The sequence below is a fragment of the Streptomyces roseus genome (genome assembly GCF_001044425.1).
In the GTDB taxonomy this organism is placed as follows: domain Bacteria; phylum Actinomycetota; class Actinomycetes; order Streptomycetales; family Streptomycetaceae; genus Streptomyces; species Streptomyces roseus.
Window position 1 is genome coordinate 46,913 of record NZ_LFML01000003.1, and the last position, 23,777, is coordinate 70,689.

The following is a 23,777-nucleotide window of genomic DNA, read 5'->3' on the forward strand; positions in this document are numbered from 1 at the left end:
GCGGCAAGACGCAGTGGTTAAGTGTCCCTCACGCATATGTGTGATCGCGAAAGGGGCTGGTCCGAGGTGCCATACGTCAAGACGTGGCAGCTCATCGCCGTGTCGGCCGTCGCCGGCCTCGCCCTGTCGGTGGCCGCGGTGGCCGCGGCCGGTCCTTGGGACTCCGGCCAGCGTAAGGCCGAGCGGGACAGGGCCGCCTCCCGGGGCCTTACGGGTGGCGCAGATCACGGCGGCCACCGCGCCGGCGGGCTGCTGCCGCAGGCCGCGCCCAGCGCCCCCGGGGTGCTCTCCGGGATCGGTCCGGGCTCCCCGCGGACGACCGGCAGCGGGATCGCGGCCGCCGATTCCGGGCAACTGGCCGAGGCGCTGCGGCCGCTGCTGGCCGACCCCGCGCTCGGGACCGTCCGTACGGCCTCGGTGATCGACACCGCCACGGGCCGGGTGCTCTTCGAGTCCGGGGCGCGCGAGCCCATGACCCCCGCCTCCACCACCAAGATCGCCACCGCGGTGGCGGCCCTCTCCGCGCTCGGCCCCGAGCACCGCATCCGGACCACCGTGACCCCCGGAGCCGGGCCCGGGGAGATCGTCCTGGTCGGCGGCGGGGACCCCTCCCTCACCGCCCGGAAGAAGAGCCCCGCCGGCTCCGGCGGCAGCCTGCTCGCCCTCGCCGCCGACACGGCCCAGGCCCTCAAGGCGGCCGGCACCGACTCCGTGCGCCTCGGCTACGACGACACCCTCTTCACCGGCCCGGCCCGCCACCCGATCGGCGAGAACCCCAACATCGCGCCGGTCACGGCCCTCGCGGCCGACGAGGGCCGCACCGACGAGTCCACCTCCGGGCCCGTGGAGCGGGTCGAGGACCCCGCCAAGGAGACCGCTCTCTCCTTCGCGGCCCTGCTCAAGGAGCGCGGCATCAAGGTCACGGCAGACCCGGCCAGGGCCGAGGCGCCCGCCGGGGCCCGGCCGCTCGCCACCACCCTCTCCACCCCGCTCGCCGGACTCGTCGAGCGGATGCTGACCAACAGCGACAACGACATCGCCGAGGTCCTCGCCCGCCAGACCGCCCTCGCCTCCGGGCAGCCCGCCGGCTTCGAGGGCGCCGAGAAGGCCGTCACCGCCCGGCTCGCCGCCCTCGGCGTGGACACCGCGGGCTCCCGCTTCGCCGACGGCAGCGGCCTCAACCGCGCCGACAGGATCAGCACGGGGCTGCTCGCCGGACTCCTGGCCAAGGCCGCCGACCCGCAGCGGCCGGAGCTGCGCCCCGTGCTCACCGGGCTGCCCGTCGCCGGCTTCACCGGGACCCTGCGCAGCCGCAACGCCGGCACCTCCCCGGCGGCCGGGCTCGTACGGGCCAAGACGGGCACCCTGACCGGCGTGAACTCGCTCGCCGGGACGGTCGTCGACTCCTCCGGGCGACTGCTGGCCTTTGCGTTCCTGACCGCGAACGCCCCGGACGCCGGGCCTGCGGAGAAGGGCCTGGACAAGCTCGCGGCGGCCGTCGCCCGCGCCTCCTGACACCCCTCCGGCCGCCTCCGGGCGCATCCGAGGGGCTCCGCCGCGGCGCCGGTCCACGTACGGTTGACGCATGACGAGCATCGGTGGTGCCGAGATGGTCGACTGGAATCTCGCGGTGGCGACCGCGACCCGGCTGGTGCGGCCGGGTCCCGAGGTCAGCCGCGACGAGGCCCGCGCCGTGGTGGCGGAACTGCGCGGGCATGCGAAGACCTCCGAACGCCACGTCCGCGAGTTCACCCGGGTGATCCCCGAGGGGATCACCGTCCCCGACACCCCCGTCCTCGTCGTCGACCGGGCCGGCTGGATCCGGGCCAACGTGGCCGGCTTCCGCGAGCTCCTCGCCCCGCTGCTGACCAAGATGCAGGACCGCCGCGCCGGCGCCCCCGGCGGCGCCGTCCTCGGCGCGGTCGGCGGCAAGGTCACCGGCGTCGAGCTGGGGATGCTGCTCAGCTTCCTGGCCTCCCGCGTGCTCGGCCAGTACGAGACCTTCGCCCCGGCCGGGCGCGATCTGCCGGGCTCGGCCCCGGGCGGCGGCCGGCTGCTGCTCGTCGCCCCGAACATCGTCCACGTCGAGCGCGAGCTGGACGTGCGCCCGCACGACTTCCGGCTCTGGGTCTGCCTGCACGAGGAGACGCACCGTACGCAGTTCACGGCCGTCCCGTGGCTGCGCGACCACCTGGAGGGCGAGATCCAGACGTTCCTCGGCGCCACCGAGGTGGACCCGGCGACCATCCTGGAGCGGCTGCGCGAGGCCGCCCAGTCCTTCGCCGGCGCCCGCCCCGACTCCGAGCAGGGCGACGAGGGCCGCTCCCTGGTCGAGCTCGTCCAGACGCCCGAGCAGCGCGAGGTGCTCGGGCGTCTGACCGCCGTCATGTCCCTGCTGGAGGGCCACGCCGACTACGTCATGGACGGCGTCGGCCCCACCGTCGTGCCCTCGGTCGCCGAGATCCGCGAGAAGTTCCAGCAGCGCCGGGCCAGCGGCGCGGGCCGCCTCGACGCGGCGCTGCGCAAGCTGCTGGGGCTCGACGCGAAGCTGCGCCAGTACCGCGACGGCGAGCGCTTCGTAAGGGCCGTCGTCGGCCAGGTGGGCATGGACGGCTTCAACCGGGTCTGGACCTCGCCGAACACACTGCCGACGAAGGCGGAGATCGCCAAGCCCGCGGACTGGGTCGCGCGGGTGCACCGCAAGGGCGAATAGGAGCGAAGGGGGGTGACTCAGGGGGCGTAAACCTGACTCACTGGGGGAAGAAGCGTCACCCGTCCGAGGGACCGTGGGGCGTGGAAGGGCGTGCGATGCTCAGGGAACGGCTCGGTTCTGTCACCATCGACGCACTCTGAGTGACAACCCGCGTTCCGCGGGGGCTCCCGGCGGGGGCTCCTCACGGGAGGCGGGGCACCGGGCAGTGTCGAACAGCACCGAACACAGCCGTTCCAGCACCACACCCCCAGCCTTCGAGGCATCCGAACTCCACCGAAGGGCACCGGACATGGGTCCCCATCCTGCGGTCGCGGCGATACGCCTGGCGGTCCGCCGCGTACTCCACGACGTCCTCACCGACCTCACCGACCGTCCCGCCGGCCACTCCCCGAACCCGTCCGGGGGGACGTCCACGGCGGCTGCCAGCACCCTGCCACTCGTACTCGTCGCCTGCTCCGGGGGCGCCGACTCCATGGCGCTCGCCTCGGCCCTGGCCTTCGAGGCGCCCAAACTGGGCATCCGGGCCGGGGGCATCACCGTCGACCACGGCCTCCAGGCCGGCTCCGACCTGCGCGCCGCCGAGGTCGTCACCCGCATGACCGCGCTCCGCCTCGACCCGGTGGAGTCCGTCGCCGTGCGCGTCGGCCGCGACGGCGGACCCGAGGCCGCGGCGCGCGACGCCCGCTACGGGGCCCTGGACGAGGCCGCCGACCGCCTGGGCGCCGCCGCCGTACTGCTCGGCCACACCCGGGACGATCAAGCCGAAACCGTCCTGCTGGGCCTCGCCCGCGGCTCCGGCATCCGCTCGCTGTCCGGCATGGCCGAGGTGTCGGGAGGACCGGGCCGCAGCCACCGCTACCGCCGCCCCTTCCTCCACATCGACCGGCAGACCGCCCGCAAGGCCTGCATGGTCCAGTCGCTGCCGGTCTGGGACGACCCGCACAACATCGATCCCGCCTACACGCGCTCCCGGCTCCGCCACGAGGGGCTGCCCGCCCTCGAGAAGGCGCTGGGCAAGGGAGTGGTCGAGGCGCTCGCCCGTACCGCCCAGCTCTCCCGCGACGACGCCGACGCGCTCGACTCCTGGGCCGCCGAGGCCGAGGCCGGCGTACGGGACGAGGACGGCAAGCTGGAGTGCGCCAAGCTGTACGCCCTGCCCCCGGCCGTCCGCCGCCGCGTGCTGCGCAGGGCCGTGGTCGCCGCCGGTTCCCCCGCGGGCTCGCTCTTCGCCCGTCACATCGAGGAAGTGGACCGCCTCATCACCGGATGGCGGGGCCAGGGCGCCATCAACCTGCCCGGCCGGGTCGAGGCTCAGCGGCAGGGTGGCAGACTTGTCATCCGGCAGGGCTGATTGGTGCTGAAACACGGCTGAGTCCTCCGGGGGCACCCCCGGAGCCCCGGCCGCAAACGAAAGTGATGCGGGTGGACGAGAAGGACATGGGCAGCGACCTCCAGTCGGTGCTCATCACCAAGGAAGAGATCGACGCGAAGCTGGCCGAGCTGGCCGCGAAGATCGACGCGGAGTACGCGGGCAAGGACCTGCTCATCGTCGGTGTGCTCAAGGGCGCCGTGATGGTGATGGCGGACCTGGCGCGTGCCTTGTCCACCCCGCTCACCATGGACTGGATGGCGGTGTCCTCGTACGGCGCCGGGACCCAGTCCTCGGGCGTGGTGCGGATCCTCAAGGACCTCGACACCGACATCAAGGACAAGCACGTCCTGATCGTCGAGGACATCATCGACTCGGGCCTGACCCTGTCCTGGCTGCTGTCGAACCTGGGCTCCCGCCAGCCGGCGTCCCTGGAGGTCGTCACGCTGCTGCGCAAGCCCGACGCCGCCAAGGTCGCGATCGACGTGAAGTGGGTCGGCTTCGACATCCCGAACGAGTTCGTCGTCGGCTACGGCCTCGACTACGCGGAGAAGTACCGCAACCTGCCGTTCGTCGGCACCCTCGCCCCGCACGTCTACGGCGGCTGACGCCCGGATCGCGATCGGGCCCCGGACAGGGGCCCGCTCAGGGGAACCCTGGAACGATTCCTGCCGTTGGAGCAGGGGAAAGCAGTTCTGTCAGCCGTCCCACGAGGCCGCGGGTGACAATACAGGGGTACATTCCGAAGAACAGTCTTTACTCACAGCAGCATTTACCTACGGGCAGGAGGGACGGGGCGCCTGGCGCCCCGTATGGATGGACGTGAAGCGATACTTCCGTGGGCCGGTCATGTGGATCGTGCTGGCCGTCCTCGCCGTGGTCGTGTTGATGAACGTCGTCGGCTCCGGCGGCGGCTACAAGTCGGTGGAGACCAGCGAGGTCATCAAGGCGATCAACAGTGGCCAGGTGGAGAGCGCCAAGCTCACCACCGGTGACAGCCAGATGATCAAGATCGAGCTGAAGAAGGACCAGAAGCTCGGCGACAACGACGGCACCAAGTTCCAGGCCAACTACATCGGAGACCAGGGCGTCCAGCTCGCCCAGAACCTCCAGACCAAGTTCGAAGCCGGTCAGATCCCGGACGGGTACACCGTCTCTCCGGACAAGACCAGCCCGTTCCTCAGCGTGCTGCTCTCCCTGCTGCCCTTCGTCCTCATCGTCGTCGTCTTCCTGTTCCTGATGAATCAGATGCAGGGCGGCGGCTCCCGGGTGATGAACTTCGGGAAGTCCAAGGCCAAGCTCATCACCAAGGACACCCCGAAGACGACGTTCGCCGACGTCGCGGGCTCGGACGAGGCCGTCGAGGAACTCCACGAGATCAAGGAGTTCCTGCAGGAGCCGGCCAAGTTCCAGGCAGTCGGGGCCAAGATCCCCAAGGGCGTGCTGCTGTACGGCCCGCCCGGAACGGGCAAGACCCTGCTGGCCCGCGCCGTCGCGGGCGAGGCCGGGGTCCCGTTCTACTCGATCTCCGGTTCCGACTTCGTCGAGATGTTCGTCGGTGTCGGTGCCTCGCGTGTCCGCGACCTGTTCGAGCAGGCCAAGGCCAACGCGCCGGCGATCGTCTTCGTCGACGAGATCGACGCCGTCGGCCGGCACCGCGGTGCGGGTCTGGGCGGCGGTCACGACGAGCGCGAGCAGACCCTGAACCAGCTGCTCGTCGAGATGGACGGCTTCGACGTGAAGGGCGGCGTCATCCTGATCGCCGCCACGAACCGCCCGGACATCCTCGACCCGGCGCTGCTGCGCCCGGGCCGTTTCGACCGGCAGATCGCGGTCGACCGTCCGGACATGCAGGGCCGTCTGGAGATCCTCAAGGTCCACCAGAAGGGCAAGCCGGTCGCTCCGGACGTCGACCTCTCGGCCGTCGCCCGCCGCACCCCCGGCTTCACCGGTGCCGATCTGTCCAACGTTCTGAACGAGGCGGCGCTCCTCACCGCCCGCTCGAACCGCAAGCTGATCGACAACCACATGCTGGACGAGGCGATCGACCGCGTCGTGGCGGGCCCGCAGAAGCGGACCCGGATCATGTCGGACCGGGAAAAGAAGATCACCGCGTACCACGAGGGCGGTCACGCCCTGGTCGCGGCGGCCTCCCCGAACTCCGACCCGGTCCACAAGATCACGATCCTGTCCCGCGGCCGGGCCCTGGGTTACACCATGGTCCTGCCCGAAGAGGACAAGTACTCGACCACGCGCAACGAGATGCTCGACCAGCTGGCCTACATGCTGGGCGGGCGCGCGGCCGAGGAGCTGGTCTTCCACGACCCGACCACCGGCGCGGCGAACGACATCGAGAAGGCCACGGCGACGGCCCGCGCGATGGTGACCCAGTACGGCATGACCGAGCGCCTCGGCGCGATCAAGTTCGGCGGGGACAACACCGAGCCGTTCCTGGGCCGCGAGATGTCGCACCCGCGGGACTACTCGGAAGAAGTCGCGGCGCTCGTCGACGAAGAGGTCAAGAAGCTCATCGAGACGGCGCACAACGAGGCCTGGGAGATCCTGGTCGAGAACCGCGACGTCCTCGACAACCTGGTCCTGGCCCTCCTGGAGAAGGAGACGCTGGGCAAGGAGGAGATCGCCGAGATCTTCTCGACGATCGTGAAGCGCCCGGCCCGTCCGGCGTGGACCGGTTCCTCGCACCGCACCCCGTCGACCCGCCCGCCGGTGCTCTCTCCCAAGGAGCTCCAGCTGACGAACTCGGCGAACGGCACCTCGGCGGCCACGCCGACGGTGTCCGTGGACAAGGACCCCGTGCCGGAGGACCGCGCCGAGTAGCCCTCGGCCGGACCGTCCCGGAATGGATGCCGCGCCCCCCAGGTTCTAGCCTGGGGGGCGCGGCACTTTTGCGTGCCCGTGAGGCGCCAGTGCACACAGGAACGAGGAAGAGATGACCGACCCAGTGACCCTGACCGGTGACGAGGGCACGATCGGAGAGTTCGACGAGAAGCGCGCCCAGGCGGCGGTCCGCGAGCTCCTGATCGCGGTCGGCGAGGACCCGGACCGCGAAGGCCTCCTCGAAACCCCGGCCCGTGTGGCCCGCGCCTACAAGGAGATATTCGCCGGCCTCTACCAGAAGCCCGAAGAGGTCCTCACGACCACCTTCGACCTGGGACACGACGAGATGGTCCTGGTGAAGGACATCGAGGTCATGAGCAACTGTGAGCACCACCTGGTGCCGTTCCACGGCGTGGCCCACGTCGGCTACATCCCGTCCACCGACGGCAAGATCACCGGGCTCTCGAAGCTGGCCCGCCTCGTGGACGTGTACGCCCGCCGCCCGCAGGTGCAGGAGCGGCTGACCACGCAGATAGCGGATTCCCTGATGGAAATCCTGGAGCCGCGCGGGGTCATCGTGGTCGTCGAGTGCGAGCACATGTGCATGACGATGCGCGGGGTCCGCAAGCCCGGGGCGAAGACGATCACCTCGGCGGTCCGGGGCCAGCTCCGCGACCCCGCGACCCGCAACGAGGCCATGAGCCTGATCATGGCGCGCTAGAGGCCCCTTCCCGGCCCCTGCGGACGCCTTCGGCGAGCTCGCCGGCGAGGGCCTTGACGGCTGTCAGTCCGGTCGGCAGGTCGGGTGCGTCCAGGAGCAGCTTGACGAAGGCGGAGCCGACGATGACTCCGTCGGCGAATCCCGCGACCTGTTTGGCCTGGACGGCGTTGGAGACGCCGAGGCCGACGCAGACGGGGAGGTCGGTGGTGGTGCGGGTGCGGCGGACGAGTTCCTGGGCCTCGTTGCCGACGGATTCGCGGGTGCCGGTGACGCCCATCAGCGAGGCGGCGTAGACGAAGCCGGAACCGGCGGCCGTGATGGTCGCCAGGCGCGCGTCCTTGCTGCTGGGGGCGACGACGAAGACGGTCGCCAGGCCGTACTTGTCGGCGTGCTCGCGCCACAGGGCGGATTCCTGGACGGGCAGGTCGGGCAGGATGCAGCCCGCGCCGCCCGCCGCGGCCAGCTCAGCGGCGAACCGCTCCACGCCGTAGCGGTCGATGGGGTTCCAGTACGTCATCACCAGCACCGGCGCCCCGGTCGCCGCGTGTGCCTCGCGCACGGTGCGCAGGACGTCGGCGATCTTGACGCCGCCGCGCAGGGCGATGTCGTCGGCGGTCTGGATGATCGCGCCGTCCAGGACGGGGTCGCTGTGCGGGAGGCCGACCTCGACCACGTCCGCGCCGCCCGCGATGACGGCCTTGACGGCCTCGATGGCGCCGTCGACGGTCGGGAACCCGGCCGGGAGGTAGGCGACCAGGGCCGCGCGGTCCTCGGACTTGGCCTTGGCGAGGGTGGCGGAGAGGAGTTCGATGTTGCCGCTCACTTGGTCTCCCCCTCGCAGGCGTCGGTGTCGTAGAGGTGGAAGTAGCGGGCGGCGGTGTCCATGTCCTTGTCGCCGCGGCCGGAGAGGTTGACCACGATCAGTCCGTCGGTGCCGAGTTCGCGGCCGAGGTCGAGGGCGCCGGCGAGGGCGTGGGCGGACTCGATGGCGGGGATGATGCCCTCGGTGCGGGAGAGCAGGCGCAGGGCCTGCATCGCCGCGTCGTCGGTGACGGCCCGGTACTCGGCGCGGCCGGTGTCCTTGAGGTGGGAGTGTTCGGGGCCGATGCCGGGGTAGTCCAGGCCGGCGGAGATGGAGTAGGGCTCGGTGATCTGGCCTTCCTCGTCCTGCAGGACGTAGGAGCGGGAGCCGTGCAGGATGCCGGGTTCGCCCGCGGTCAGGGTGGCGGCGTGTTCGCCGGTCTCGACGCCGTGGCCGGCGGGTTCGAAGCCGACCAGGCGGACGTCGGTGTCGGGGAGGAAGGCGTGGAAGAGGCCGATGGCGTTGGAGCCGCCGCCCACGCAGGCCGCGACGGCGTCGGGCAGGCGGCCGGTGCGTTCCAGGATCTGGCGGCGGGCCTCGACGCCGATGACGCGGTGGAAGTCGCGGACCATGGCGGGGAAGGGGTGGGGGCCGGCGACGGTGCCGAAGAGGTAGTGGGTGCGGTCCACGTTGGCGACCCAGTCGCGGAACGCCTCGTTGATGGCGTCCTTGAGGGTGCGCGAGCCGGACTTGACGGCGATGACCTCGGCGCCGAGCATCCGCATGCGGGCCACGTTCAGGGCTTGGCGCCGGGTGTCGATCTCGCCCATGTAGACGGTGCATTCGAGGCCGAAGAGGGCGCAGGCGGTGGCGGTGGCGACGCCGTGCTGGCCGGCTCCGGTCTCGGCGATGACGCGGGTCTTGCCCATGCGCTTGGTGAGCAGGGCCTGCCCCAGCACGTTGTTGATCTTGTGGGAGCCGGTGTGGTTGAGGTCCTCGCGCTTGAGGAAGATCCGGGCACCGCCGGCGTGCCCGGCGAAGCGGGGAACCTCGGTCAGGGCGCTGGGCCGGCCGGTGTAGTTGACCATCAGGTCGTTGAGTTCGGCGGTGAAGGCCGGGTCGCCCTTGGCCTTCTCGTACTCGACGGCGACCTCGTCCACCGCGGCGACCAGCGCCTCCGGGATGAACTTGCCGCCGAAGTCACCGAAGTAACCCTCGGCGTTCGGGGTGTGACCCTCCGGGTCCGGAATGAAGAACGAGGTCATGACCCCTCCTGAAGGGTTCGGCGTGCCTGGGTGTCCTTGAGTCGTGCCACTTCCGCCGCCGGATCGGCCGACCGCATCAGGGTTTCCCCCACCAGTACGGCGTCGGCGCCGTCGGCGCGCAGCCTCAGGGCGTCCGCCGGGCCGCGTACGCCGCTCTCCGCGACCAGCACGCGGTCCGCCGGGACCTGCGTCCGCAGCCGGCCGGTGAGGCCGAGGTCGATGCTGAAGTCCCGCAGGTCGCGGTGGTTGACGCCGATGTTGACGGCGCCGAGGGCCAGCGCCGTGCTCGCCTCCGCCTCGCTGTGGACCTCCACCAGCAGGTGCAGGCCCAGCGCTTCGGCGTACGCGTACAGCTCGGCCAGCCGGTCCCCGGTGAGGGCGGCGACCACGAGCAGGACCGCGTCCGCGCCGTACGCGCGTGCTTCGGCGATCTGGTACTCGTCGACGATGAAGTCCTTGCGCATGACGGGCAGGGCCACGGCCTCCCGTACGGCTTGCAGGTCCTCGGGCCGGCCGCCGAAGCCCTCGGTGTGCGCCAGGACGGAGAGCGCGCAGGCGCCGCCCGCCTGGTAGCGCCGGGCCAGCTCGGCGGGCCGGTACGCGGCCGGGTCGACGAGCGGGCCCTTCAGCGGGCTCCGGGGCTTGAGCTCGGCGATGACGCCGAGGCCGGGGGCCCGCAGGGCGGCTCCGAAGTCCCGTACGGCGGGGGCGCTCGCGGCGCGCCGCTCCACCTCGGCCAGCGGGACCTCGGCGCTGCGGGCGGCCGTCTGGCGGTGCGCGGCTTCGATCAGCTCGCCGATCAGGCCCGGCAGGCCGGCCGGGCCCGGCAGGCCCGGCGGTGCGGTGGGGGTGGACACAGCGGTTGCTCCTCGTTCGGTTCGCGGGGTCGCGGGTGTCGGTGCGGTGCTGGGTGTCACGCGGCGGTCCGCTCGGCCCGCCGGGCCCGCCGGGCGGTGCCCGTCGCCACCCACCGCTCCAGGACGGCGGCCGCGTCCCCGCCGTCGATGGCCTCGGCGGCGCGGGCGATGCCCGTCCGCCAGTCCTCGCACTGCCCGGCCGCACGCAGGGCCGCGGCCGTGTTGAGCAGCACGACGTCCCGGCGCGGGCCGTGCTCGCCCGCCAGGATCCGGCGTACGGTCGCCGCGTTGGTGGTGGCGTCGCCGCCCCGCAGGTCCGCCAGGGTGGCGGGGGCGAGGCCCAGATCGGCGGGGTCGAGCCGGTAGGACGTGGTGGCGCCGTCGGCCAGCTCCACGACGCGCGAGGGGGAGCAGGTGCTCAGCTCGTCCAGTCCGTCGTCGGCGCAGAACACCAGGGCGCGTTCGGTGCCGAGCCGGCGCAGGACCTCGGCCATCACCTCCAGCAGGGCGGGGTCGGACACGCCCAGGGTCTGGAAGCGGGCACCGGCCGGGTTGCAGAGCGGCCCGAGGACGTTGAAGACGGTCCGTACCCCGAGTTCGCGGCGCGGACCGGCGGCGTGCCGGAAGGCGGGCTGGAAGACCGGCGCGAAGAGGAAGGTGATGCCGGTCTCGGCCAGGCAGGCCGCGGCGTCCGCCGAGCCGAGGTCGATGGGAACGCCCAGCGCTTCGAGGACGTCGGCGCTGCCGCAGGCGGAGGAGGCGCTCCGGTTGCCGTGCTTGGCGACGGGAACCCCGCAGGCCGCCGCGACGATCGCCGCGGTGGTGGAGATGTTGAAGGTGTCGTGGCCGGCGCCGCCGGTGCCGCAGGTGTCCAGGACCCGGCCGTCACCGGCCAGGCGGGTGCCGAAGGCACGGGCGGTGGAGACCAGTCCGACGATCTCCTCGACGTCGGCGCCGCGGGCGGACAGCGCCATGGCGAAGCCGGCGATCTGGCCGGGCGTGGCCTCGCCGCGGAGTACGGCGGCCATGGCGCGGCCGGTCTCCTCACGGGTCAGGCGGCGGCCGGCGGCCAGGGTGCGCAGTGCGGACTTCACCGGACCTCCTGGAGCCGGCGGGAGCCGGCCGTACGTACGGATTCCACGAAGTTGACGATGATCCGCAGCCCCTGGTCGGTGAGGACGGACTCGGGGTGGAACTGCACCCCGTACGTCGGATGGGTGAGGTGCCGCACGCCCATGATCGTGCCGTCCTGGGCCCACGCGTTGGCGGCCAGTTCGCCGGGCAGGGTCCGCGGCTCGACGGCGAGGGAGTGGTAGCGGGTGGCCGTGAAGGGGTCGGGCAGGCCGGCCAGGACGCCGGTGCCGTCGTGCCGTACGCGCTCGGTCTTGCCGTGCACGGGGCCCACCCGGACCACGTCGGCGCCGAAGGCCTCGGCGATGGACTGGTGGCCCAGGCAGACGCCGAGCAGGGGGAGGCGCCCGCTGAGTTCGCGGACGGCGGCGAGGCTGACGCCCGCCTGCCCCGGGTTGCCGGGGCCGGGCGAGATCAGGACGGCGTCGTGGGCGGCGAGTTCGCCGGTGGTGACGCCGTCGTTGCGGTGGACGACCGGTTCGGCGCCGGCCTGCGCGAGGTACTGGACCAGGTTGTAGGTGAAGGAGTCGTAGTTGTCGACGACGCCGACGCGGACCGGGAGGCGGGGACGGTCGCTCATGCGGCTGCCTCCGCCCGTTCCACGGCGGCGAACAGCGCCTGCGCCTTGTTGAGGGTCTCCCGGTACTCGGCGGCGGGGTCGGAGTCGGCCACCACTCCGGCGCCGGCCTGGACCCAGGCCTTGCCGTCGGCGATGACCAGGGTGCGCAGCGCGATGGCGGTGTCGAGGCAGCCGCCGGTGCCGATGAAGCCGAGGGCGCCGCCGTAGACGCCGCGGCGTTCCGCCTCCAGCTCGGCGATGATCTCCATGGCCCGGATCTTGGGCGCGCCGGAGACGGTGCCGGCGGGGAAGGTGGAGCGCAGTGCGTCCAGGGGGGTGCGGCCGTCGGCGAGGTCGCCGCTGACCGTCGAGGACAGGTGCATGACGTGCGAGTAGCGCTCGACCTCCATCAGCCGGTCCACGCGGACGGTGCCGGGGGCGGCGATCCGCCCGATGTCGTTGCGGCCGAGGTCGACGAGCATGACGTGCTCGGCGCACTCCTTCTCGTCGGCGAGCAGCTCCGCCTCCAGGGCGGCGTCGGTGGCGGCATCGGTGCCGCGCCAGCGGGTGCCGGCGAGCGGCCGGGTCTGCGCCCTGCCGTCCTCGACCTTCACGAGCAGTTCGGGGGAGGCGCCGATCACGTGCCGGCCGCCGCCGAGGGCGAGGTGGAACATGTACGGGGACGGGTTGACGGCGCGCAAGTGGCGGTAGACGTCCAGGGGTTCGGCGGCGAGCGGCTTGCTGAACCGCTGGGAGAGCACGACCTGGAAGATGTCCCCGGCCCGGATGTGCTCGCGGGCGGCGCCGACCATGTCGAGGAAGCGCTCCTCGCTGGTGTGGGCGTGCCAGGCCGACCGGTCCTGCTGCTGCGCGGTACGGGTCGGGACGAGCGGCCGGGTGTCCGCGCCGCGGCCGCCGCGGTCGGGGGCGGCGTCGGCGAAGAGGCGGTCGCGGGTGGCGCAGAGCCGGGCGACCGCGTCGTCGTACGTCTCCGCGGCGGTGTCGTGGAGCGTGGTGATCAGCAGTCTGCGGGTGGCGTGGTCGAAGACGACCAGGTCGTCGGCGCGCAGGAACACCGATTCGGGCATGCCGGGCCCGGCCCCCGGTGCGCTGGGCAGGCGCTCGAAGTGACGGGCGCTCTCGTAGCCGAGGTAGCCGACGGCCCCGCCGTGGAAGGGCGGAAGGCCGGGTACGCGGGCGACGTCGCGGTCGGCGAGCGGCTGGAGCGCGAGCAGCGGGTCGCCGTCGCCGAGGGCGACGGGGCTGGTCCCGTGGGCGATGTACGAGTAGCGGGCCACGGCCACGGTGCTCTCGGTCCCGATGACGCTCTCCAGGAGCAGACCGGGCTCCTCCGGGCCGCAGAGCCGGGCGAAGGCGGTGACCGGGGAGAGCGTGTCGGCGAGGAGGTCGACGTAGAGCGGTACGTAGGCGTGTGCGGCGGCCAGAGCGCGGGCGGCCGCGGGGCCGGGGACGACCCCGGAGCCGAGGGAGGCGGGCGGGGCGGCGGCGGTGGTCATGCGGTGGCCTCCGTCCCCGGCTCGGCCAGCGGGTCCACGGAGCGGTCCACGGCGGCGTGCGCGGAGTCGAGGACCTGCCGGCAGGCGGTCTCGTACGGGCCCACGGCCACCAGGGCGGCCAGCCGCGGGATGGCCTGGCGGGGCGGCAGCAGCAGCCGGTCGCCGGGTTCGGCCAGGGCGGCGGTGTGGGCGATGCCGGGGACGGCAGCGGCGGCGGTGAGGTCGAGGGGGCGGGCACGGCCGTCGGTGTCGGCGTACACGAACCGGACCTCGGCGGTGCGCCGCAGGGTCGGGGTGAGGTCGGGGAGGCGGCCGAAGGACAGCTCGGCGGCGACCCTGACCAGGTCGATGCCGGTCGCGAAGGCGCTGATGAAGGGGATGAGGTCGCCGCCGAGGCGGGCGTTCAGCTCGATCAGCCGGGGGCCGCGGGAGGTGAGGCGGACCTCGGCGTGCGTGACGCCGGTGGTGACGCCGAGCACCCGGTGCGCTCCGGCGACGAGCTCGCGCACCCCCTCCTCCCACGGTTCGTCGTACGAGGCGGCGACCAGGTGGCCGACCTCCTCGAAGTACGGGGCGAAGCCGAGGCGTTTGCGGGCGATGTGGACGACGTGGACCTCGCCGTCGTGGACGGCGCTGTCGACGCTGATCTCGGGGCCGTCCAGGTACTCCTCGACGAGGATGCCGTGGCCGGTGGGGAGGGTTGCGAAGGCGGCGCCGGCGGCGAGCGCGAACGCGGCGCGGACCTGGGTCGCGTCGTCGGCGCGGGTGACGCCGATGCTGCCGGCCAGCGCGCGCGGCTTGAGGACGACGGGCCAGCCGAACTCGGCGGCAGCGGCCACCGCTTCGTCGGCCGTGGTGACGAGCCGGTGGCGGACGGCGGCGAGGCCCGCCTCCGCCATCAGGGTGCGGGTGGCGTACTTGTCGCGGCAGTGCCGGGCGGCTTCGGGCGACAGCTGAGGCAGCCCGAGCTTGGCGGCGGCTTCGGCGGTGGCCTCGACGGCGGTCTCGTCCCAGGTCATGACGGCGACCCGGGTGGAGTCCGCGCCGGCCAGGGTGAGTACGGCGTCGGCGATGGCCACCGGGTCGGACAGGTCGGCGACGACGTAGGAGTCGAGGTAGGCGCGCTGCCAGGTCGGCTCGGCGGAGAGCACGGCGCTGAGGACGTACTCCGTGTGCAGGGACCGGAAGGAGTACTCCCGGTACGGGCGCCCGCCACTGCCCACGACGACGAGGCGCTCGGCGGACTGGGGGGAGGGATCGGTCATGGCGGCTTCCTCTCAGACCTGTGCGGGGGAGGCGTCGGCGTCGGCGGCCAGCTTGGCCAGCTCGTCCAGTACGCCGGCCAGTTCACCGTCGAGCCCGGCCGGGGCACGGAACCCGTCGGGGCCGGTCAGCTCGCCGATGCCGGGTACGCGGACGCTGCGCTCGGCGGGGCGGAAGCCGATGCGGGTGAGGATCGGGCGCAGGGCCTCGATGGCGGGGAGGCCGCCGGAGGGGCCGGCGGTGTAGGTGAACAGGCCGACCGGCTTGTCCTGCCACTCGTCGTAGAGGAAGTCGATGGCGTTCTTCAGCGGCGCGGAATAGGTGCCGTTGTACATCGGCATGACGAACAGGCAGGCGTCGCCGCGGGAGATCGTGGCGCTCCAGTCCTTGGTGTGCTGGTGGACGTAGTGGCCGGTGGACGCCTCCTGCGGCTCGTCGAGGAACGGCAGGGCGACCTCGGCGAGGTCGATGGCCTCGACGTCGAAGGCGCCGTGCCGGCGGGCCTCGTCCAGGGCCCAGGCGGCGACGGTGGAGCCGACCCGGCCGGGGCGGGTGCTGGCGGTGATGATCTGCAGGCGGGGCATGGGGTTCTCCTTGGTGGACGTTCCGGTGTCACCGCGGATCGTCCGGAGGGGCACGGGCCCCTGCAGTGATGTGTAGGTAAACAGCAGCGCCGGGCGGTGCGCAACCGGATGAGGCCCCTCGGCCATGCTCTACGTCCCCATCCGTCCGCTTATGTCCGAACGGGGCTGCCTGGCGCATTCACGACAGCCGTAAACGCGCGGCCCGGGAGACGGCCCCGGCCGGTGCGGCCGGTGCCACAGTGAGATCACGTCACCGCGGGTCTCCTCGTACTCGTCGTCCCGTCATCGCGATGCGACGCGTTTTCCTTCCTTCCTTCCTTCCTTCCCGGTGTCTCTCACCGGTATTTCCTTCCCGGTCTTTCCCGCGCCGCCGCGCTTTCGGCGGCTTCCCCTTCGTGCCGTGATCCGGCATGCCCTGATCCGGCAGAAATGGAGACCGCCCATGGAGAATTCAGCGAATTCGCCCACCGGCCGCTACGTCACCGCGACCGCGGATCCCGACAACGACCTGCGCACGCTGAACGCGCGGATCGACCTTCCCGCCGCGTACGACGAGTCCTACGGACACGTCCTGCTGCCCCGCCCCGTCCTCGTCTGCGAGCGCGAGATCACCTCCTTCGCCGAGGACCTGGCAGCCGTCTTCCGGCTCCTCGTCTCGCTCCCCGACCGCTGCTTCGGCGGTGACCTCGACCGCTACGGCGCGGCCATCGGCCTGACGCCGGAGCTGATCGAGGTGATGCGCGAGGGCGCGACCGGCGACCCGCTGCTGTACGCCCGCGCCGACGCCTTCCACGACGGCGAGCGCTTCCGGCTGCTGGAGCTGAACGTCGGCAGCGAGCTGGGCGGCGTCGACAGCGCCCAGCTGAACCGGGCGCTCCTGGACGTGCCCGCGTTCCGCGCCTTCGCCGAGGCCAACGGGCTGCGCCACACCGACACCATGGACCACCTGGTGGCCCAGCTGCGCGCCGCGGCGGCCACGGTCGCCGGCGCCGACCCGGTCAGCCCGGTGGTGGCGCTGCTGGAGGGGCCGGGCGCGTTCGGCGACCACGACAGCGTCTTCCTCTCCATCCAGGAGGACATGCGCGGCCACGGCATCGAGCTGCTGCTCGGCGAGATCCAGGAGCTGACCGAGGAGGCGGACGGCAAGCTCGCCCTCCACGGCCGCCCCCTGGACGTGGTCCTGCGCTACTTCGCCGCCGGCCAGATCGCCGGGGACCCCGTCGCCAGGGCGGCCCTGAGCCGGGTAAACCGCGCCCACGCGGCCGGCCGCACCGCGCTCTTCACCCCGCTCGAAGGGGCCCTGTTCACCAGCAAGGCCGCGCTCGGCCTGCTGCACCGGGCCGCGGTGCGCGCCGAACTCTCCGACGCCGAGAAGGAGCTGGTGGACCGGGTGCTGCCGCGCACCTGGGTGCTCGCCGCCGACGCCCCCGACGCCGCGCAGGCCCTCGCCCGCGCCCGGACGCACCGCGCCGAGCTCGTCCTGAAGCCCGGCATCGGCTACAGCGCCGACGGCGTGGTCATCGGGCGCGACGTCACCGACGCCGTGTGGCAGGAGGCCCTGGAGCTGACCGCCGTACGGGACTACGTGGCGCAGGAGCTGGTCGTACCGGCCCTGGAGCCGGTGGTCGACCCGGGCAGCGGACGCGTCGAGGAGTGGGTCGCGAACTGGGGGATCTTCGTCACCCCGCAGGGATTCGGCGGCGCCTTCTGCCGGGCGCTGAAGCCGCAGGACGGCTCCGTCATCACGTACGCGAACCCCGGAACCCGCGGCACCTGCGTATTCACCCACCCGGAAACCGCGCCCGCGCCGGAATCCGCGCTGGAATCCGTGCCCGCATCCGCGCCGGAAAGCGCAGCCGCATTCGAGGAGTCCCGGATATGACCGACCACCGCCCGCACATCGTCGTCGTCAACCGCTGGCGCGAGCGGTACGCGGAATTCACCCGCTACATCGACCACGCCGAGCACCGCGTCAGTTACGTCACCACCGAGGTGGGCACCGGTTCGGTACCCGCCGAGGCCCACGAGGTCGTCCTGGTCCCCGCCACCGACGACCTGGAGCGGGTGCGCGACGAGGTCCGTGCCCTCGCCGCCCGGCACGGTGCGCCCGCGGCGATCGTCGCCCTCAAGGAGGACGACCTGCTGGTCGGCGCCGCACTGCGCGAGGAGTGGGACGTCCCGGGCCCGCGCCAGCCCTCGCAGATCGTCTTCCGCGACAAGTACGTGATGTGCCGTGCCGTCGCCGACGCGGGACTGGACGTCCCCGCCTTCGCCGCGGCCACCGACACCTCCGCCGTCCTCGCCTTCGCCGCGGACTCCGGCTGGCCGGTCATCGTCAAGCCGCGCACCGGCAGTTCCAGCGCCGGCGTGGTCAGGGTGGACGGCCCCGAGGAGGTGGGCGGGCTGGACCTGGACAGCGAGCCGATGCTCGTCCAGGCCTTCGTCCAGGCCCCGATCTCCCACGTGGACGGTGTCTTCGACGGCCGGCGGCTGCTGGCCTGGCGGGCTTCGCGCTACCTCAACACCTGCCTGGGCTTCCGCGACGGCAACTTCCTCGGCTCCGTCGAGATCGACGATCCGGAGGTCAACGCGGCCGTCGAGCGGGCGGCGACCGCCTACCTCGGCGCGCTCTCCCCCGGCCGGGCCACCGTCTTCCACCTCGAACTCTTCATCGACCGGGACGCGGACGGCCGCCCCGTCTGCCGGTTCCTGGAGTGCGGGGCCCGCGTGGGCGGCGCCGAGATCCCCTTCCTGTGGCGGGAGGTGCACGGCTTCGACCTGATGCACGCCGCCTGGCAGCTCCAGCTGGGCCGCCCCCTGCCGCCGGTGCCACCGGGCGCCGCCGCACCGCATGCCGCCGGGGAGGTGGCCGGCTGGATGCTCGTGCCCGCCCCGGCCGAACGCCCGTGCCGGATCACGGAGTCCACCTCCATGACCGGCCGCGCCGACGGCCCGTACGCCGAGGTCGTCCTGCGCCCGGGCGAGGTGCTGCCGGACGCGGACGCCTACTACGAGCACGTCGGCGGCCGCTTCCGGTTCCGCGCCGCCACCGGCGCCGCCGCCGAGGCCGCCGTGACCGCCACCGCCGAGGACTTCCGGGTACGCGCCGAGCCGCTCGCCCTGTCCACCACGAACGCCTGACAGGAGCACCGTGTCCGTGTCCAAGGACTACTCGGTTCCCGTACTCGACGGAGACGGGGACAACGACTACACGCGCTACATGCGCACCGACACGCTGTTGTCGCTCCAGCGCCGCCCGGAGGACATGATCCACCGGGACGAGATGCTCTTCCAGGTCGTCCACCAGTCCACCGAGCTCTGGCTCAAGCTGGCCTGTTACGAGGTCGAGGAGGCGGCCCGGCAGATCGACGCGGGCCACCTGGACACCGCGGCCCGTCTGCTCGGCCGCGCCTCGCTCGGCGCCCGGATGACCGCCGACCAGCTGGAGATGATGCGCCACCTGGCCCCCTGGGACTTCCAGATCATCCGCACCGTCCTCGGCCACGGCTCGGGGTTCGAGTCCCCGGGCTGGAAGCTGGCCCGCCAGGTCAGCCAGGACATCGACAAGTCCTTCTCGCGGCTCGTCGAGGCCCGGGGCACCGACCTCGCGGAGGTCTACCGCACCGGCCACGACACCGCCGAGTACCGGCTGGCCGAGGCGATGATCGACTGGGACGAGCGGATCTCGCTGTGGCGCACCCAGCACTACAAGATGGCCACCCGCGTCATCGGCCACTCCGTGGTCGGCACCAAGGGCGCCCCGGTGGAGTTCCTCGCCAAGCTGATCGGCCACAAGTTCTTCCCCTACCTGTGGGAACTGCGTACCGAGCTGACCCTGGCCGGCCCGATGGGCGATGCCGAACCGGCACCCGAGTTCGCCGACGAGGCGCAGGAGGCGCCGGCGCAGGAGGCGCACGAGGCCCACCAGGCCCACCGGGCCGCCCAGGCCGACGGGACCGCTGAGCGGCAGGTCTGCCCGGTGAGCCGGCCATGAGCCCCGGCTCACCGGCCCCCGCAGCCCAAGAGGCCCCGCCGCCCGTCACCGCCGCCGCTTTCCGCCGCGGGTTCCCGATGCTGGAGCGGACGGTCCACCTGGCCAGCTGCAGCCTCGGAGCCCGCTCCGACGCCGTCGACGCGGCGCTGGAGCGGATGCAGGAGGCCATCGCGGCCCACGGCGCCCCCTGGGCCCGGTTCGAGCAGGAGATCGAAGGCGCGCGCCTGCGCTTCGCGACCCTGATCGGCGCCGCCCCGGAGCAGATAGCGATCCTGCCCAACGCCTCGGTCGGCGCCTACCAGGTGGTCTCGACGCTCGCCCTGGACACCCGGACCGACATCGTCACGACCGTCGAGGAGTTCCCGTCCGTCGCGCACGTCTGGCTCGCCCAGCGTCCGCGCGGCGCCCGGGTGCTCTTCACCGGCGACCGCAGCACGGGGCGGATCCGGCCGGCCGACTACACGGCGGTCCTGGGCCCGGCCACCGCCCTCGTGTCCGTCCCGATGTCCACCTACCAGTACGCCGAACGGCCGCCGGTCGCCGAGATCGTCGAGGCCGGCCGCGAGGCCGGGGCGCTGACCTTCGTCGACGCCTACCAGGCCGTCGGCGCGATGCCGGTGGACGTCGCCCGGATCGGATGCGACTACCTGGTCGCGGGCACGATGAAGTACCTCGCCGGACTGCCCGGCCTGGCCTTCCTCTACGCCCGCTCCGGCCTGGCGGGTGATCAGGACCCGCAGCTGACCGGCTGGTTCGGCCGCATCGAGCCGATGGCCTTCGACCCCCTGAACCTCGACTTCCCGGCCGTCGCCCGGCGGTTCGAGACCGGCACCCCCGCGGTGCCCGCCGTGTACGCGGCCAACGCCGCGCTCGACCTGTTCCTCGGGGTCGACCCGGCCGACGTACGGCGCCACGTCGCCGCCCTCATCGACCGTGCGGCGCGCGCCCTCGGCGCCCAGGGCGAGCGGGTGCGGCGGGCCGAGACCCCCGAACTCCAGGGGGCGCACCTCGGCCTGTACGACACCGACCCGCCCGCCCTCGCCGGCTGGCTGGCCGGCCGGGGCATCGCGGTCAGCCCGCGCGGGCCCGTCGTACGGCTGTCCTTCCACTACTACAACTCCGCCGACGACGTGGAGGCCCTCTGCCAGGCCCTGCGCGAGTTCCGCGCGCTGACCGGCCCGGCCGTCCTTCCCGTCCCACTCCCGAAGGTGAGCCCGCAAGCGTGAATGAGCTGACCGACTGGCTGGCCGATCCCGTGCCCAGCCGGTTCCCCTACTCCGCGGTGACCGCCGAGTTCCACCGCGTCGGCAAGCACTTCGTCCCGGACCAGACCCTGAAGTCCCTGGCCCTGGCCAGGGAGCGGCTCGCCGCGCAGGCGCCCGCCGGGGGCGACGAGGCAGAGCGGCTCCTCCTGGACCGGTTCCTGGACACCGCGCTCGACAAGTGGGACGGCCGCTACGACTACCCCACCTACACCTCGCTGAGCGTGCTCGGCCTGCCGACCGCGGACGACGGCGCGGCCGCCGCCCGGGCGGCGCGCACCACCCGGGACCGCCTCACCGTCCAGCTCCTCGCCGACCTGCTCCGCTTCGAGCTGTCCGCGGCGCAAGGCCGTACCGACTGGCTGCCGCAGATGCGGCCGGACGCCCGGCTGGTCGAGAAGCGCCACCGCCTCGCCATACGGGTGGCCAAGCCCGCGCTGGCCCGGCTCGGCCACGGCGACCTGCTCACCGCGGCCGAGCCGGCCGACCAGGCCGCGCAGTTGTGGGACTTCGTCGAGGGCGAGCTGCTGGACCGGCACGAGCGCGACGTGCTGAGGCTCAGCATGCTGCCCGTGTACACCTCCCACGACGAGTACATGTTCATCCGCGTGCTCCAGACCTTCGAGACCACCTTCGCGCTGCTGGCCCTGAGCATCCGTACGGCCATCGGCTGCCTCGAAGACGCCCGCACGCAGGACGCGGCCGGGCACCTGAAGGCCGCCGAGACCGTACTGTCCGAATCGGCGCCGCTGTTCTCGCTGCTCGCCACCATGCAGGTCGAATCCTTCCGCACCTTCCGGGAGTTCACCGACGGCGCCAGCGCGATCCAGTCCCGCAACTACAAGCTGGTCGAGTCCCTGTGCCGGGTCCCCGACCAGGACCGGCTGGACTCCCCGGCCTACCGCTCCACCCCCGAGGTGCGCATGCGGATCCTGGCCGGCCAGCCCACCCTCGACGAGGCCTGCTCCGCCGCCCTCGCCGACGACCGGTTCGGCGCCCAGGACCGCGAGCTGCTGACCACCGCGATGCTCGGCTTCGCCGGCGCGCTGCGCCGCTGGCGCCAGACGCACTACCGGATCGCCGTACGGATGCTCGGCACCCGCTCCGGGACCGGCTCCACGGAGGGCACCCCGTACCTCAGCTCCGTCCGCAAGATCCCGGTCTTCCGCAGCGTCGCGGAGGCGCCCGAGGCCACCGACACCACCGACACCACCGACCACGTGAACGAAGGCGAAGCAGCAGCATGAACAGCGACCTGATCCCCGTAGGCATCGTCGGTGCCGGGCCCGTGGGCATGGCCCTGGCCGCGCGCCTCGCCTCCTTCGGCATCCCCAGCGTCCTCTTCGAGCGCGACCCCGAGCTGCGCAAGCAGGGCTCCAAGGCCTGCCTCATCCAGGGCGACGTGCTGGAGGTGCTGGACAAGTTCGGCTGCGCCGAGACCATCGGCGCCGAGGGCGTCACCTGGACCACCGCCCGCACCTACGTGCGCGGCAAGGAGATCCGCGCCGCCGAGTACACGCGCCGGATCGGCTACGGCCCGTTCGTGAACATCTCCCAGTTCCGCATCGAGCAGCTGCTGCTGGAGACGGTCGAGGCCGGCGCGCTGACCGAGGTCCGCTGGAGCCACGAGATCACCGGCGTCGAGCAGGACGGCGAGGCGGTCACCGTCACCGCCGACACCCCGGACGGCCCGCGCTCGTACCGCTGCCGTTACGTCGTCGCCTGCGACGGCGTCCGCAGCCCGATGCGGGCGCTGACGGGGGTCGAGTGGACCGGCTACAGCCACCAGGACCGCTTCCTCATCACCGACCTGAAGGTGAAGCTGCCGCTCGCCAAGGAGCGCCACTTCCATTACGACCCGCCCTTCAACCCGGGCCGCCAGCTGGTCATGCACCCGCAGCCGAACGACATCTGGCGCATCGACTGGCAGCTCGCCCCCGACACCGACATCGAGGCCGAGCGCGCCGACGGCCGTTTCGACGCCCGGGTCCGCGCGGTCATCGGCGACGTCGACTACGAGATCGACTGGCTGTCCACCTACCGCTTCCACCAGCGCGTGGTCGAGAAGTTCCGCCTCGGCCGGATCTTCTTCGCCGGGGACTCCGCCCACTCCCTGCCGCCCTACGGCTCCCGGGGCATGAACAGCGGCATCCAGGACGCCGACAACCTTGCCTGGAAGCTGGCCCTGGTCATGCAGGGCAAGGCCGAGGACGCCCTCCTCGACACCTACCACGACGAGCGCCACGCCGCCGCGAAGGAGAACCTGGCCGTCACCGAGGCCACCATCAAGTTCATGGTGCCGCCGAATCTCGCGCGCCGGATCGCCCGCAAGGTGCTGCTGACCCTCTCCCAGCCCTTCCAGGGAGCCCGCGACAAGGTCAACAGCGGCAGGATGGCCGAGCCGTACACCTACACCGCCTCCGCGATCGTGGAGTCCGCCGAACGGCATCCGCTGCTGGGCGCCTTCGCCCCCGACGCGCGGATCACCGCCCCGGGCGCCGCCCGCGTCCGCGAGCTGTACGGAGCCGGCTTCACCGGTCTGTACTTCGCCCCGGACCGGGCCACCGGTCGCGCCTTCGCCGAGCGTGCGCTCGCCGACACCCGGGGCCTGGCCGCCCGTCTGATCGTCGTGCTGCGCGAGGGCGAGCTGGCCGTACCGTCCGCGGGCCCCGCGTCCGACATGCCCGGGGGCGTCACCGTCCTGCGCGACCGCGACGGCGTGCTGCGCGAGGCCTACCGGGCCGACGAGGGCACCTGCCTGGTCGTCCGCCCCGACGGGCACGTCGCGGCCCTGGCCGACGCGGGCCGGCCCGAGCTCTTCGGCGCGACGCTCGCCCGCTGCGCCGTCGCCACCGCGGCGGTCGCCGCCGAGGACCGCGCCGAGCGCGTTCCCGCCGCCGCC

General features: G+C 72.8%; 18 protein-coding genes and 2 pseudogenes. 12 read left to right on the forward strand and 8 right to left on the reverse strand.

Annotated elements, in window-relative coordinates:
• The first annotated feature begins 66 nt into the window (after positions 1-66).
• From dacB to folE, 6 genes are all read left to right on the forward strand, one after another.
• Positions 67-1,515 carry a D-alanyl-D-alanine carboxypeptidase/D-alanyl-D-alanine endopeptidase gene (gene dacB, locus ACS04_RS00450; RefSeq protein ID WP_053080647.1) on the forward strand — a complete coding sequence of 483 codons (1,449 nt, stop codon included), beginning with the start codon at positions 67-69 and terminating at the stop codon, positions 1,513-1,515.
• Between the two features lie 70 nt (positions 1,516-1,585).
• Positions 1,586-2,713 carry a zinc-dependent metalloprotease gene (locus ACS04_RS00455; protein WP_048474412.1) on the forward strand — a complete coding sequence of 376 codons (1,128 nt, stop codon included), beginning with the start codon at positions 1,586-1,588 and terminating at the stop codon, positions 2,711-2,713.
• Positions 2,714-3,002: 289 nt separating this feature from the next.
• Complete coding sequence (tilS, locus tag ACS04_RS00460; RefSeq protein ID WP_048474413.1) at positions 3,003-4,064, forward strand: tRNA lysidine(34) synthetase TilS; 1,062 nt, start codon at positions 3,003-3,005, stop codon at positions 4,062-4,064.
• A 65-nt stretch (positions 4,065-4,129) separates the two neighbouring features.
• Entirely contained in the window at positions 4,130-4,690 is a 561-nt protein-coding gene (hpt, locus tag ACS04_RS00465; RefSeq protein WP_030158549.1) for a hypoxanthine phosphoribosyltransferase, read from the forward strand.
• Between the two features lie 208 nt (positions 4,691-4,898).
• On the forward strand, positions 4,899-6,920 hold the full coding sequence (ftsH, locus tag ACS04_RS00470) for an ATP-dependent zinc metalloprotease FtsH (protein ID WP_048474414.1): 2,022 nt from the start codon (positions 4,899-4,901) through the stop codon (positions 6,918-6,920).
• A 112-nt stretch (positions 6,921-7,032) separates the two neighbouring features.
• Positions 7,033-7,641, forward strand: coding sequence for a GTP cyclohydrolase I FolE (folE, locus tag ACS04_RS00475; protein WP_048474415.1), 609 nt, complete (start codon positions 7,033-7,035; stop codon positions 7,639-7,641).
• Here the strand turns inward: folE and trpA are convergent.
• The 8 genes and pseudogenes from trpA to ACS04_RS00515 form a co-directional block, all read right to left on the reverse strand.
• On the reverse strand, positions 7,628-8,464 hold the full coding sequence (gene trpA / locus ACS04_RS00480; protein WP_048474416.1) for a tryptophan synthase subunit alpha: 837 nt from the start codon (positions 8,462-8,464) through the stop codon (positions 7,628-7,630). The genes folE and trpA overlap by 14 nt on opposite strands.
• The gene (gene trpB, locus ACS04_RS00485; RefSeq protein WP_048474417.1) at positions 8,461-9,708 is read right to left on the reverse strand and encodes a tryptophan synthase subunit beta; all 1,248 of its coding nucleotides are present in this window, start codon (positions 9,706-9,708) and stop codon (positions 8,461-8,463) included. Before trpB ends, trpA begins: the two co-directional genes overlap by 4 nt.
• A complete protein-coding gene (gene trpC, locus ACS04_RS00490; protein WP_398025162.1) occupies positions 9,705-10,565 on the reverse strand; it encodes an indole-3-glycerol phosphate synthase TrpC in 861 nt (286 codons plus the stop codon). The genes trpB and trpC overlap by 4 nt, the downstream gene beginning before the upstream one ends.
• A 56-nt stretch (positions 10,566-10,621) precedes the next feature.
• Positions 10,622-11,659 (reverse strand): anthranilate phosphoribosyltransferase, encoded by a 1,038-nt coding sequence (trpD, locus tag ACS04_RS00495; RefSeq protein WP_048474418.1) that lies wholly within the window; start codon positions 11,657-11,659, stop codon positions 10,622-10,624.
• Complete coding sequence (locus tag ACS04_RS00500) at positions 11,656-12,276, reverse strand: anthranilate synthase component II (protein ID WP_048474419.1); 621 nt, start codon at positions 12,274-12,276, stop codon at positions 11,656-11,658. Before ACS04_RS00500 ends, trpD begins: the two co-directional genes overlap by 4 nt.
• Positions 12,273-13,876, reverse strand: a pseudogene (locus tag ACS04_RS00505) (anthranilate synthase component I family protein). Before ACS04_RS00505 ends, ACS04_RS00500 begins: the two are co-directional and overlap by 4 nt.
• A gap of 186 nt (positions 13,877-14,062) precedes the next feature.
• A pseudogene (locus ACS04_RS00510) lies at positions 14,063-15,037 on the reverse strand (ATP-grasp domain-containing protein); the annotation flags it as partial.
• A gap of 12 nt (positions 15,038-15,049) precedes the next feature.
• Positions 15,050-15,619, reverse strand: a complete 570-nt coding sequence (locus tag ACS04_RS00515; protein ID WP_048474421.1) for an NADPH-dependent FMN reductase — start codon at positions 15,617-15,619, stop codon at positions 15,050-15,052.
• 442 nt (positions 15,620-16,061) lie between these two features.
• Here ACS04_RS00515 and ACS04_RS00520 point away from each other — a divergent pair, with 442 nt between their 5' ends.
• The 6 genes from ACS04_RS00520 to ACS04_RS00545 all read left to right on the forward strand — a co-directional run.
• Positions 16,062-17,501, forward strand: coding sequence for a hypothetical protein (locus tag ACS04_RS00520; protein WP_063839214.1), 1,440 nt, complete (start codon positions 16,062-16,064; stop codon positions 17,499-17,501).
• Positions 17,498-18,760, forward strand: a complete 1,263-nt coding sequence (locus ACS04_RS00525) for an ATP-grasp domain-containing protein (RefSeq protein ID WP_048474422.1) — start codon at positions 17,498-17,500, stop codon at positions 18,758-18,760. Before ACS04_RS00520 ends, ACS04_RS00525 begins: the two co-directional genes overlap by 4 nt.
• A 10-nt stretch (positions 18,761-18,770) precedes the next feature.
• Entirely contained in the window at positions 18,771-19,613 is an 843-nt protein-coding gene (locus ACS04_RS00530; RefSeq protein WP_245236224.1) for a tryptophan 2,3-dioxygenase family protein, read from the forward strand.
• Positions 19,610-20,839, forward strand: a complete 1,230-nt coding sequence (locus ACS04_RS00535; RefSeq protein ID WP_048474423.1) for an aminotransferase class V-fold PLP-dependent enzyme — start codon at positions 19,610-19,612, stop codon at positions 20,837-20,839. Before ACS04_RS00530 ends, ACS04_RS00535 begins: the two co-directional genes overlap by 4 nt.
• Positions 20,836-22,122, forward strand: coding sequence for a tryptophan 2,3-dioxygenase (locus tag ACS04_RS00540; RefSeq protein WP_048474424.1), 1,287 nt, complete (start codon positions 20,836-20,838; stop codon positions 22,120-22,122). Before ACS04_RS00535 ends, ACS04_RS00540 begins: the two co-directional genes overlap by 4 nt.
• A partial coding sequence (locus tag ACS04_RS00545) for an FAD-dependent monooxygenase (RefSeq protein WP_048474425.1) occupies positions 22,119-23,777 on the forward strand: 1,659 nt, incomplete at its 3' end. The genes ACS04_RS00540 and ACS04_RS00545, both read left to right, overlap by 4 nt.